General features: G+C 66.7%; 9 protein-coding genes. 5 read left to right on the top strand and 4 right to left on the bottom strand.

Going from position 1 to position 12,598, the window contains the following annotated elements; all coding sequences use genetic code 11:
- Window positions 1–11: 11 nt before the first annotated feature.
- The 4 genes from purH to ACMGT0_RS04015 all read left to right on the top strand — a co-directional run bounded on the left by purH (window position 12) and on the right by ACMGT0_RS04015 (window position 6,757).
- Entirely contained in the window at window positions 12–1,619 is a 1,608-nt protein-coding gene (purH, locus tag ACMGT0_RS04030) for a bifunctional phosphoribosylaminoimidazolecarboxamide formyltransferase/IMP cyclohydrolase (RefSeq protein ID WP_054059599.1), read from the top strand.
- Between the two features lie 154 nt (window positions 1,620–1,773).
- Window positions 1,774–3,069, top strand: coding sequence for a phosphoribosylamine--glycine ligase (gene purD, locus ACMGT0_RS04025; RefSeq protein ID WP_416771582.1), 1,296 nt, complete (start codon window positions 1,774–1,776; stop codon window positions 3,067–3,069).
- 100 nt (window positions 3,070–3,169) lie between these two features.
- Window positions 3,170–5,950, top strand: coding sequence for a hybrid sensor histidine kinase/response regulator (locus ACMGT0_RS04020; RefSeq protein ID WP_054059597.1), 2,781 nt, complete (start codon window positions 3,170–3,172; stop codon window positions 5,948–5,950).
- Window positions 5,951–6,160: 210 nt separating this feature from the next.
- The gene (locus ACMGT0_RS04015) at window positions 6,161–6,757 is read left to right on the top strand and encodes a MarC family protein (protein WP_054059598.1); all 597 of its coding nucleotides are present in this window, start codon (window positions 6,161–6,163) and stop codon (window positions 6,755–6,757) included.
- Between the two features lie 7 nt (window positions 6,758–6,764).
- Here ACMGT0_RS04015 and cobJ read toward each other — a convergent pair whose 3' ends face one another.
- From cobJ to cobG, 4 genes are read right to left on the bottom strand one after another with little or no spacing between them, the layout of a single operon-like run.
- Entirely contained in the window at window positions 6,765–8,465 is a 1,701-nt protein-coding gene (cobJ, locus tag ACMGT0_RS04010; RefSeq protein ID WP_416771580.1) for a precorrin-3B C(17)-methyltransferase, read from the bottom strand.
- On the bottom strand, window positions 8,462–9,193 hold the full coding sequence (locus tag ACMGT0_RS04005) for a precorrin-2 C(20)-methyltransferase (protein ID WP_054061570.1): 732 nt from the start codon (window positions 9,191–9,193) through the stop codon (window positions 8,462–8,464). The genes cobJ and ACMGT0_RS04005 overlap by 4 nt, the downstream gene beginning before the upstream one ends.
- Complete coding sequence (locus tag ACMGT0_RS04000; RefSeq protein ID WP_054062177.1) at window positions 9,193–9,819, bottom strand: precorrin-8X methylmutase; 627 nt, start codon at window positions 9,817–9,819, stop codon at window positions 9,193–9,195. Before ACMGT0_RS04000 ends, ACMGT0_RS04005 begins: the two co-directional genes overlap by 1 nt.
- Window positions 9,812–11,197 (bottom strand): precorrin-3B synthase, encoded by a 1,386-nt coding sequence (gene cobG / locus ACMGT0_RS03995; RefSeq protein ID WP_416771577.1) that lies wholly within the window; start codon window positions 11,195–11,197, stop codon window positions 9,812–9,814. The genes ACMGT0_RS04000 and cobG overlap by 8 nt, the downstream gene beginning before the upstream one ends.
- 135 nt (window positions 11,198–11,332) lie before the next feature.
- Here cobG and cbiE point away from each other — a divergent pair, with 135 nt between their 5' ends.
- A complete protein-coding gene (gene cbiE / locus ACMGT0_RS03990; protein WP_416771575.1) occupies window positions 11,333–12,535 on the top strand; it encodes a precorrin-6y C5,15-methyltransferase (decarboxylating) subunit CbiE in 1,203 nt (400 codons plus the stop codon).
- Window positions 12,536–12,598: the final 63 nt, after the last annotated feature.

The following is a 12,598-nucleotide window of genomic DNA, read 5'->3' as shown; positions in this document are numbered from 1 at the left end:
TGGACATCGAGATGACCGACCAGACTACCCGCCTGCCGATCCGCCGCGCCCTGATCAGCGTTTCCGACAAGACCGGAATCCTCGATTTCGCTCGTGAACTGGAAGCCCTGGGCGTGGAGATCCTCTCCACCGGCGGCACCTTCAAGCTGCTGCGGGACAACGGCGTCGCCGCCGTGGAAGTCGCGGACTACACCGGCTTTGCGGAAATGATGGACGGCCGGGTGAAGACCCTGCACCCGAAAATCCACGGCGGTATCCTCGGTCGTCGCGGCATCGACGATGCGATCATGAACGAGCACGGCATCCAGCCGATCGACCTGGTCGCGGTCAACCTCTACCCGTTCGAAGCCACCATCAGCAAGCCGGGCTGTGACCTGCCGACCGCCATCGAGAACATCGACATCGGCGGCCCGACCATGGTCCGCTCGGCAGCCAAGAACCACAAGGACGTCGCCATCGTCGTCAATGCCAGCGACTACGCCCAGGTCCTGGAAAACCTCAAGGCCGGCGGCCTGACCTACGCTCAGCGCTTCGACCTGATGCTCAAGGCGTTCGAACACACCGCCGCCTACGACGGCATGATCGCCAACTACATGGGCACCGTGAACCAGGCCGCCGAGACCCTGTCGACCGAGGGCCGCAGCGAATTCCCGCGCACCTTCAACAGCCAGTTCGTCAAGGCCCAGGAAATGCGCTACGGCGAGAACCCGCACCAGAGTGCGGCGTTCTACGTCGAGGCCAAGCCGGCCGAAGCCGGCATCGCCACCGCGACCCAGTTGCAAGGCAAGGAACTGTCCTACAACAACGTGGCCGACACCGACGCCGCGCTGGAGTGCGTGAAGAGCTTCGTCAAACCGGCCTGCGTGATCGTCAAGCACGCCAACCCATGCGGCGTGGCCGTGAGCCCGGACGCCGAGGGCGGCATCCGCCAGGCCTATGAACTGGCCTACGCCACCGACAGCGAATCGGCCTTCGGCGGCATCATCGCCTTCAACCGCGAACTGGACGCCGAGACCGCCAAGGCCATCGTCGAACGCCAGTTCGTCGAAGTGATCATCGCCCCTTCCGTCAGCGAGCAAGCCCGTGCCATCGTCGCCGCCAAGGCCAACGTGCGCCTGCTGGCGTGCGGCCAGTGGGACGCCGAGCGTGCGCCGGCCTGGGACTACAAGCGCGTCAACGGCGGTCTGCTGGTACAAAGCCGCGACATCGGCATGATCACCAGCGCCGACCTGAAGGTGGTGACCAAGCGCGCTCCGACCGAGCAGGAAATCAACGACCTGATCTTCGCCTGGAAAGTCGCCAAGTACGTCAAGTCCAACGCCATCGTCTACGCCAAGAACCGCCAGACCATCGGCGTTGGCGCCGGCCAGATGAGCCGCGTGAACTCGGCACGTATCGCCGCGATCAAAGCTGAACACGCCGGCCTGCAGGTGCAGGGCGCGGTCATGGCCTCGGACGCCTTCTTCCCGTTCCGCGACGGCATCGACAACGCGGCCAAGGTCGGTATCACCGCAGTGATCCAGCCAGGCGGCTCGATGCGTGACAGCGAAGTGATTGCAGCGGCCGACGAAGCCGGCATCGCCATGGTCTTCACCGGCATGCGCCACTTCCGCCATTAATGACAGGCGTGTGAACGCCACCGAGCTGTAGGAGCTGGGCTTGCCCGCGAAGGGGCCCTTGAGGCCGCCAAAAGCTTCGCGGGCAAGCCCGGCTCCTACAGTCAGGCGGTGGCCGACAGCGCTCCCAGAATTCTGCGTCATCGAGGTTTTTCAAATGAATGTCCTGATCATCGGCAGCGGCGGCCGTGAACACGCCCTGGCCTGGAAAGTCGCCCAGGATCCGCGCGTCGAGAAAGTCTTCGTCGCCCCGGGCAACGCCGGCACCGCCATCGAGGCCAAGTGCGAGAACGTCGCCATCGACGTCCTGGCCCTGGAGCAACTGGCGGACTTCGCCGAGAACAACGTTTCCCTGACCATCGTCGGCCCGGAAGTGCCGCTGGTGGCCGGCGTGGTCGACCTGTTCCGCTCCCGCGGCCTGGACTGCTTCGGTCCGACCGCCGGCGCTGCCCAGCTGGAAGGCTCCAAGGCCTTCACCAAGGACTTCCTGGCCCGTCACAAGATCCCGACCGCCGACTACCAGAATTTCACCGAGATCGAGCCAGCCCTGGCCTATCTGCGTGAAAAAGGCGCACCGATCGTGATCAAGGCCGACGGCCTGGCCGCCGGCAAGGGCGTGATCGTCGCCATGACCCTGGCCGAGGCCGAAGACGCCGTGCGCGACATGCTCGCCGGCAACGCCTTCGGTGACGCAGGTTCGCGCGTGGTGATCGAGGAGTTCCTCGACGGCGAGGAAGCCAGCTTCATCGTCATGGTCGACGGCAAGAACGTCCTGCCGATGGCCACCAGCCAGGACCACAAGCGCGTCGGCGACGGCGACAGCGGTCCGAATACCGGCGGCATGGGCGCCTACTCGCCCGCTCCGGTGGTCACCGCCGAAGTCCACCAGCGCGTGATGGACCAGGTGATCTGGCCGACCGTGCGCGGCATGGCCGAGGAAGGCAACGTCTACACCGGTTTCCTCTACGCCGGTCTGATGATCGACAAGGCCGGTAACCCCAAGGTCATCGAGTTCAACTGCCGTTTCGGCGACCCGGAAACCCAGCCGGTGATGCTGCGCCTGCAGTCGAGCCTGGTGCTGCTGGTCGAGGCCGCGCTGGCCCAGGCCCTGGACAAGGTCGAGGCCCAATGGGATCCGCGGCCGAGCATGGGCATCGTCCTGGCAGCCGGCGGCTATCCGGGCGACTACGCCAAGGGCGCGGCGATCAGCGGCCTCGACGCTGCAGCGAGCCTGGAAGGCAAGGTTTTCCACGCTGGTACCGCCCTCAAGGACGGCCAGATCGTCACTTGCGGCGGCCGTGTGCTCTGCGCCACGGCGCTGGGCGAGAGCGTTGGCGCCGCTCAGCAGCAGGCTTACCAGCTCGCAGCTAAAATCAATTGGGAAGGCTGCTTCTACCGCAGCGATATTGGGTATCGTGCAATTGCACGCGAACGCGCAGAAAGCCAGGAATAAGCTATTCGTTCGGATAGGCAGGGGCGTCAAGCCCTTGCCGTCTTATTCCCGCCCCGCGCATAGTTATGACTCAGGCATCAACCTACGAAGGGATTTCGCCGTGCGCTGGCTCAGGATCGCCATAAGCTTCACCGTCAGCCTGCTGACCCTGCTTTGCCTCGCAACGCCTGCCCAGGCCTCGCAAGGCAGTGGCTGGGCGGTATTGCTGGACGACCAGGCCGACCTGCAACTGAGCGATATCCGCTCTTCGCGCTACATCAATCAATTCAGTCCCATCGAACTCGATCGCCTCACCGCCGCCCCCTCCGACGGTGCGCTGTGGTTACGCTTTCGTCTGCAACCGGGCAAACACGAACAGATCCTGCGGATCTTCGCCCCGGACCTGGCCCGATTGGACCTGTACACCTTCGAAGGCGACACGCTGATCGACCAGGTACGCAGCGGCAATGAACTGTCCAAGGTCGAACGGCCACTGCCCAGCCGCGACTTCATGCTGCCGCTGGTGCAAAGTCCCAAGCCGCTGGATATTTACCTGAGGCTGGTTTCCAAGCATGAGCTGCGACCGCACATCACTCTCGAATCCGCGGTGATGAGCGCCGCCGATCGCGGCCAGAGCCTGCTCTACGGGCTGCTGTTCGGCTGCCTGGCGATGCTGATCCTGCACAACCTGACCCGCTTCGCCTACACCCGTTCACGCAGCAGCCTGTGGCTGGCTTCCTGCGAGTTCCTGCTCCTGCTCAGCGCGCTGTTCCTGTTGAACGTGATCGGCCCGTGGTTCCCCGGCTGGCAAGGGGCGCAGACCGCCGGTGCGTACATCGCCCTGTTGCTGACCGCCCCCTGCGGGCTGATGTTCACCCACAGCTTTTTCTCGCCCCTGGGCCCGCATCCGCTGAACAAGCTGCTGCTGGGCGATATCCTGGTGATCTGCCTGGGCGGGCTGTTGCTGCTGTTCGTCGACACCCTGCCGCTGAACGTGATGACCTACGGCCTGGTCGGGCTGGCCAGCCTGAGCATCCTGCTGGTTTCCACCTATCACTGGCAGAAGGGCTATCGCCCGGCGCGGCTGTTCGTCGTCGCCATGGTCATCTTCAACATCGGTACCCTGGTCATACTGCCCGCTCTGCTGGGCCTGACCCTGGTGGCCCCGGAAGGCCTGATCGTCGCCCTGCTGATCTTCATTTCCGTCAGCGGGCTGCTGATGAGCATCGCCCTGGGCGAGCGCCGCCGCAGCATCACCGAAGACCAGTTCAGCCTCAGCCGCGACCTGGCAGCCAGCAACGCCGAAATCGCCGCCAAGGCCGAGTTCCTGGCGAAGATCAGCCACGAGATCCGCACTCCGATGAACGGCGTCCTGGGCATGACCGAACTGCTGCTGGGTACGCCGCTGTCGGTCAAGCAGCGCGACTACGTGCAAACCATCCACAGCGCCGGCAACGAGCTGCTGACCCTGATCAACGAGATCCTCGATATCTCCAAGCTGGAATCCGGGCAGATCGAACTGGACGATGTGCAGTTCGATCTCAATGCCCTGATCGAGGATTGCCTGAGCATCTTCCGCGCCAAGGCCGAACAGCAGAACGTCGAGCTGATCAGCTTCATCCAGCCCCAGGTGCCGCGGGTGATCAGCGGCGACCCGACACGCCTGCGCCAGACCTTGCTGAGCCTGCTGGAAAACGCCATGAAGAAGACCGACGAGGGGGAAATCCTCATCGTCGTCGCGCTCGACGAACGCAGTGGCCAGCCGCGCCTGCGCATTGCCGTCCAGGACAGCGGGGTGCCGATGGACGAGGAGGAGCGCGACGCCCTCCTGCATGCCGAACTGCAGAGCAAGAACTTCCTCGCCGCGACCCGCCTGGGTGGCCACCTGGGCCTGGTGATCGCCCGGCAGTTGGTGCTGCTGATGCGTGGCGAGTTCGGCATCAAGACCGGTGCCAACCAGGGCAGCACCCTGTGGCTGACACTGCCGCTGGACCCCCAACACCTCGAACACCCGACCTCCGACCTCGACGGCCCGCTCAAGGGTGCCCGGGTGCTGGTGGTCGACGACAACGACACCTGCCGCAAGGTCCTGGTCCAGCAGTGCAGCGCCTGGGGCCTGAACGTCAGCGCCGTGCCATCCGGCAAGGAGGCCCTGGCCCTGCTGCGGACCAAGGCCCACCTGCGCGACTATTTCGACGTGGTCCTGCTGGACCAGAACATGCCCGGCATGACCGGCATGCAACTGGCGGCCAAGATCAAGGAGGACCCGAGCCTCAACCACGACATCCTACTGGTGATGCTCACCGGCATCAGCAACGCGCCGAGCAAGATCATCGCGCGCAACGCCGGCATCAAGCGCATCCTGGCCAAGCCGGTGGCCGGCTATACCCTCAAGACCACCCTGGCGGACGAACTGACCCAGCGTGGCAAGGGCCAGGTCGTGTCGACGCCCTCGAGCGCAGCCGTCGCGCCGGCGGTCACGGTACCCAGCGACTTCCGCATCCTGGTGGCCGAGGACAACAGCATCTCCACCAAGGTGATCCGCGGCATGCTCGGCAAGCTCAACCTGCAACCCGATACCGCCAGCAACGGCGAGGAGGCGCTGCGGGCGATGAAAGCCCAGCGCTACGACCTGGTGCTGATGGATTGCGAAATGCCGGTGCTTGACGGGTTCTCCGCCACCCAGCAGCTACGCGCCTGGGAGGTCGGCAACCAGCGGGTCCGCACGCCGGTGGTGGCCCTGACCGCGCACATCCTCAGCGAGCACAAGGAACGCGCCCGCCAGGCCGGCATGGACGGCCACATGGCCAAGCCCGTGGAGCTCTCGCAACTGCGCGAACTGGTCGAGCACTGGGTCGCCCAGCGCGACAGCCAGCAGGTCCAGGAACAGACCACCTCCTGAGCCGACAGACGGCCGAGTGGCCTGTACGGTTAATTCGAAGACTCAGATTCGGAACCAGGGTTTTGCCAGACAAGGCGCCATGACGAGTCGTGGCAGAATGGCAACGCAGCCTGGCGAAGCCATGGGCCCGGAGTGGGGTATGCGAATTAGCCACACAGGCCACTAGCGCCTGATAGACTGCCCGGGCCCTTCTCCGTTCGAGCTCAGACCATGCTCCACGTGTTGTTCAGCGTTTACCTGAAGATGCTGGTGCTCTACAGCCCGTTCTTCGTCCTGTCCTGCTTCATCAGCCTGACCCGCGGCTACTCCAGCAAGGAGCGCCGTCGCCTGGCCTGGAAAGTCGCCCTTGCCACCCTGGTGTCCAGCGTCCTGCTGTACCTGTTCGGACGGGTCATCTTCAGCGTGTTCGGTATCACCGTGGATGCCTTCCGCATCGGCGCGGGGAGCGTGCTGTTCATCTCGGCGCTGGGCATGGCCCAGGGCAAGTCGGCGGTACAGAGCGACAATGTGCAGCAGGACGTGACCATCGTGCCGCTGACCATCCCGCTGACGGTAGGCCCCGGCACCATCGGTGCGCTGCTGGTGATGGGCGTGAGCCAGCCGCACTGGGACGACAAGCTCACCGCTATCGTCAGTATCGCCCTGGCGAGCCTTACCGTCGGCGTGGTGCTGTACCTGTCGAACCGGATCGAACGACTGCTGGGCGACCAGGGGCTGCAGATCGTCAGCCGCCTGATGGGCCTGTTCGTCTGCGCCCTGGCGGCGCAGATCATCTTTACCGGGGTACGCGGCTACCTGGCGCCCTGAGGGCCGCTCAGGAACCCGGTTTCTCGCCGTACCAGCGTGGCGTGTAGACCCACTCGCCACCCTCGGCGCGGGGAAACACGCAGGTGGTGGACGAACCGACGATGACCAGGGTGCGCATGTCCACCTGGTCCGGAGTCAGCTTGCCCAGGGTGGTCACCCGCAGCGTCTGCCCTGGTCGACCGATGTCGCGCCCCAGCACCACTGGCGTCTGCGGCGTGCGATGCCGGGCCACGATCTCCAGTGCCCGGCCCAGTTGCCAGGGGCGGGAACGGGAAATCGGATTGTAGAACGCCAGGGCGAGGTCAGCCTCGGCGGCGAGATCGAGGCGTTTCTCGATGATCGTCCAGGGCTTGAGGTTGTCCGACAGCGACATCACGCAGAAGTCGTGCCCCAACGGTGCCCCGGCCTGGGCGGCGGTGGCCAGCGAAGCGGAAACGCCGGGCAGGATCTCCAGCTCGACACCCTGCCAGGCGGGATCGTCGGACTCGTGCAAGGCCTCGAGCACCGCCGCCGCCATGGCGAACACTCCCGGGTCGCCGGACGATACCACCACCACCGAACGCCCCGCGGCAGCCAGCTCGAAGGCGTGCCGGGCACGCTGCATCTCCTCGCGGTTGTCGGTGCAGTGCAGCACCTGGTCGGCCCGGAACGGTCCGGCCATGCGCACGTAGGTCTCGTAACCGAGCACATCATTGGCCCGATCCAGTTCGGCCCTGACCGCCGGCACCATCAGCTCGGCCGCACCGGGGCCGAGGCCGATCACAGCCAGGCGGCCGCGCGGACGGCCGATTTGCAGCGGGTCCAGCGGCTGCGCGGCAACGGCCAGCGTCAATTCCCCACTGATGCGAAGCGAGGCTGACGGGAGCGCCTGCCGCGCCAGCGTCTCGATGTCGGCGGCGGCCACGCCGAAACGCAGTGGCACCCCCAGTTGCCCGGCGGCCTCATGCAAGGCCGGGCTGGCCATCTGCGTGTCCGCAGCCAGCAGGCAGGCCAGGGACTGTTGTGCAATCCCCGCCTCCCGCAGCGCCGCACGCACGCGTTCGGCCAGCTCCGGCACCTCCGCCGAAACCGCCGCCAGCACGCAGCGCGGATAGATCAGCAGCTCGTCCGTGGTCGGCGTGCGCTCGGCGCTGCCCACGTGAATCGACAACCGGGCGTCCTGGTGCTCGGGCAAACGCGCCTCGGCCAGCCAGGGTGCGTCGCCCTCGACCCGCACGCTTTCGCCCGCCAGCAGATCCGAGACGAAACGCTTGCCCAGCTCCAGGTCGGCCAGGGCGTAACCGCTCGGCGGATTGAGCAGGCAGGTGCCGAAGCGCAGTTCGCCACTGGTGGTAATCGCGGCCGCCACCCCCAGGCCGGCGGCCATTTCCCGGGCCATGACGTTCACCCCACCCAGCCCGCCGAGCAACGGCACCACCGCGCTGCCATCCTCGGCCACCGCCAGCACCGGTGGCTCGGCGCCCTTCTCCAGCAGCACCGGGGCCAGGCTGCGGATGACGATACCGGCCGCACACAGGGCGATGATCGGCGTGTCCTGCTGATAGAGCTGGCGCAAGGTCGCGCCGAACTCGCTGTAGCTGCGGTCAGCGCCCTCGACCCGCTCGGCCAGGCCGTGGATCAGGGCATTCGGGTAGATCTGCTGAAGCCTGCGCGCGGTGGCCAGGCTGCCATTGCCGAGGATGACAATGGCCGGTGCCGGGCGACTCATCCCTGCCACCGTTCACCGGGCACGATGATCAGCGAGAAATACGGCGAGGACATCGGGTCCACCTCATCGAGCGGGACGATCTTCTGGTTGGCCATGGTGGCCCGTTCCACATACAGGGCGCGGCCAGCCAGCCCCAGTTCTTCCAGGACCTGGCGAACCTTGGGGAAGTTGCGCCCCAGCTTCATGACCACCGCCGCATCGGCGTCGGCCAGGCGGCGCTTGAGTTCGTCGTGGGGCAGCACGCCGGACAGCACCGACAGGCTCTGGTTGCGATACACCAGCGGCACGCCGAGCACCGAGGCCCCCCCGAGCATCGAGCAGACGCCAGGGACCACCTGGGCTTCGTAGCGGTCGGCCAGGCGGTCGTGCAGGTACATGTAGGAGCCGTAGAAGAACGGATCACCCTCGCAGATCACCGCCACATCGCGGCCGGCATCCAGGTGCGCGGCCACCTCCAGGCTGGCTTCGTCGTAGAAGTCGCTGATCACCTGCTCGTAGGACAGCGGTGCCGGCAGGGCTTCGGTGGTCACCGGGTAGACCAGCGGCAGCAGGGCCTGGGCCTGCTGCAGATGCCCTTCGATGATACCGAAGGCATTGCCCTTCTTGCCCTTGGCGACGAAGTACGCCACCACTGGCGACTCGCGCAGCAGGCGCAGCGCCTTCACCGTGATCAGCTCCGGATCACCCGGCCCCACGCCGAGGCCGATCAGACGTCCTGGCTTGTGCATCATTCCACCTCCGTAGCGAGGGCATTGACAGCCGCGGCGGCCATGGCGCTGCCGCCGAGGCGGCCCTGCATGATCACGAACGGCACGCCACGGCTATCGGCGGCGAGCATCGCCTTGGATTCGGCGGCGCCGACGAAGCCCACCGGGAAGCCGAGGATCAGCGCCGGTTTCGGCGCTCCGGCATCGAGCATTTCCAGCAGATAGAACAGCGACGTCGGCGCATTACCGATCACCACCACGCTGCCTTCCAGATGCGGCCGCCACAATTCCAGGGCCACCGCCGAGCGGGTATTGCCCAGTTCCTGCGCCAGCGCCGGTACGCGCTCGTCACGCAGGGTGCAGATCACCGGGTTGTCGGCCGGCAGGCGGGCACGGGTGATCCCCTCGGCCACCATCCGCGCATCGCAGAGGATCGGTGCCCCGGCCGCCAGGGCCTCGCGCCCGGCCTTGCCGGCCCCCGGCGAAAATTGCAGGCCATCGATGGCATCGACCATGCCGCAGGCATGGATCACCCGCACGGCCAGTTTTTCCAGGTCGGCGGGGATTCGCGCCAGGTTCGCCTCCGCGCGAATGATCGCGAAGGAGTTGCGATAGATCTCCTGACCATCGCGGATGTAATCAATCATCGGTACTGCTCCGTGAGCGGGCTTCGAGCAGGGCGCCCGCCGCATCAATAGTAAGGTTGCGCGCGTGCAGCAGGCCGAAGCCGGGCTGGGCTGCATCACGAAAATAAAGGTCGTAGCGGCCCGGGCCGACCGCCAGCAACGTGGCCGGGGCCACATGGGCAGCGGCGCAGGAACGTTGGCAGCCGGACAGGTGCACGGCCAGGGCAGGCACCGGCAGAAGTGTCGCCAGACGGCGGGCATCGGCCTTGGTGTCGGCCTGCCCCTTGGCGCAGCCGGCAGAACCGGTGCAGGCGATGATGCGTGCCAGCGGCTGGTCGGCATCGCAGAGCAGGCCAAGCTGTTGCAGCCGTGCGCTGACCTGGCTCGCCTGTTCCTGGCGGATGCCGGGCAGCAACAGGCTTTGCCAGGGCGTCAGGCGCAGGTTGCCGTCACCGTATTGCTGCGCCAGTTGGGCAACGCCCTCAAGCATTGCCGTATCGAGGCGGCCCAGGGGAAACACCGCGCCGACATGGACCAGGCCCGGCTGGCGCTGTGGATAAGTTCCCACATGCAGCCCGTCGGTGGCGGGCGCCCGACGCCAGTCGCCAACGGCCAGTGGCGTGAAGCCGAGCCGTTCGGCCAGTTGTGCCAGGAGCGCGGCGCTCGACATCTCGGCCAGGAGATGCCGCATGCGTGTCTGCTCGGGACGGGCCAGGTCGAGAAACAGCTCCAGTACCGCCACCACCAGCGCATGCCCGTGCTCCAGAGGCACCGCCGCCAGCGGCGCATCAGCGGCCGGACAGCCGGCGAGACCGAAGGCCAGGCAAGGGCGGTTCTCGATCGACAGGGCCGAGAGCCACAGGTCATGGGGATGTTCGAGCATCGCCAGGGCCTCGCCGCCGTCGAGCTGGATGGCGAACTTGGCCGACAGCTCATGGAAGCGCGCCCGGCCCTGCAGGCTGGCGAGAATCTGCGCCGCCAACGGGCGCATATCGATCAGCATCCGCGAGTCGATGCCGGCACCGGGGCTGAGCATCAGGTTGCGCACATCGTCGGCCCCACTGACGCGGGATACCTCCGTTCCGGTGGCGGGCTCCCTTCCCATGGCTGCCTCTGCTCCTGCGGGAGCGGGCCCAAGCCCGGCCGCCAGCAGGCTGTCGATCAGGGCCTGATGCGCCGCCCCGATCCCGCGGATCTGCAGATTGGCCCGGTTGGTCGCCTCGATCACTCCGCCGGCATAACGCGCGGCCGCCTGGGCCACGGCCCGGGCCTGATCGGCACTGATCACCCCACCAGCCAGCTTGATCCGGCAGATGCCGCCATCCAGTGCCGGGACGATGCGCAACAACCCCGGACAGGCCGAGGGGCGGACAGCGTTGGCAAGCGGGTGTTCGTTCAAGGGGCTACCGGCAGTCAGGGAAAGTGTTCGTTGTCATCCAAAGGCGTTTCGCCGTCGAAGGCGCGGTATTATGCCTGCTTTGTCCGAAGGCATGAAAAGACTGCCGGTCGGAACGCTGCGTTTTGAGGATTCTAGATGGCGCCCTGGCTGACAGTAGTGGGAATCGGTGAAGACGGCTTCGATGGCCTCGGCAAAAACGCCCGGCAGGCACTGCTGGGCGCGGCGCGGGTATTCGGTGGGCCGCGCCAGCTCGACCTGCTGCCTGCGAGCGTGACGGCCGAGCGCCAGGCCTGGCCGAGCCCGTTCTCTCTCGAACCGGTACTGGCCCTGCGCGGCACGCCGGTGTGCGTGCTGGCCAGCGGCGATCCGATGCTGTTCGGCGTCGGCGCCAGCCTGGCGCGTCAGGTCGAGCCACAGGAAATGCACGTGCTGCCCGCTCCGTCCGCCTATTCGCTGGCCGCTGCCCGCCTGGGCTGGGCCCTGCAGGATGTGGTGTGCCTGTCGGTGGTCGCCCGTCCCGTCGCCGCGCTCGGCGCGCACCTGCACACTGGGTTGCGCCTGCTGGTGCTGAGCAACGACGAACACAGCCCTGCCGCCATCGTCGCCCTGCTGCGCGAGCGTGGCTTCGGCCCCAGCCGGGTCAGCGTGCTGGAACATCTGGGCGGGCCGCTCGAACGGCGCATCGATGGCCGTGCCCGGGGCTGGCAGGAGCAGCCGTTCGCCCGCCTCAACCTGGTCGCCATCGAATGCCAGGCCGACCCGGCCACGCCCCGCCTGTCGCACATCGGCGGGTTGCCGGACTCCGCCTTCCGCCATGACGGCCAACTGACCAAGCGCGACGTTCGCGCCATTACCCTGGCCCGCCTCGCACCGGTCCCCGGCGAACTGCTCTGGGACGTCGGCGCCGGCAGCGGCTCCATCGGCATCGAGTGGATGCGTACCCATCCCTCCTGCCGGGCCATTGCCATCGAAGCGGACGCAGGCCGCCAGCAACTGATCGAGCACAATCGCGACGCCCTGGGCGTCCCCGGGTTGCGCCTGGTCCGCGGCAATGCCCCACAGGCCCTGGACGGGCTGGAACAGCCGGATGCGATCTTCATCGGTGGCGGCGTGACCGTTCCCGGTGTTGTCGAGACCTGCTGGGCCCGGCTCAAGCCCGGCGGACGGCTGGTGGCCAATGCCGTGACCCTGCAAAGCGAACTGCTGCTGATGAACTGGCGACAGAGCCACGGCGGCGAACTGACCCGCCTCCATGTCGCCCAGGCCCAACCCCTGGGCGACTTCGATACCTGGCGCCAGGCCTTGCCGATCACCCTGCTCGACGTGGTGAAACCTTGAATGCCCTGAAAGCCCCGAGCCTTGCGGGAGCGGGCTTGCCCGCAAAAAGTTGCCTGGACCCCG

The organism is Pseudomonas sp. RHF3.3-3 (assembly GCF_048069595.1).
Taxonomy (GTDB): Bacteria; Pseudomonadota; Gammaproteobacteria; order Pseudomonadales; family Pseudomonadaceae; genus Aquipseudomonas; species Aquipseudomonas fuscovaginae_B.
The sequence above is the reverse complement of the archived record's forward strand: the minus strand, read 5'-3'. Positions and strand labels throughout refer to the sequence as shown.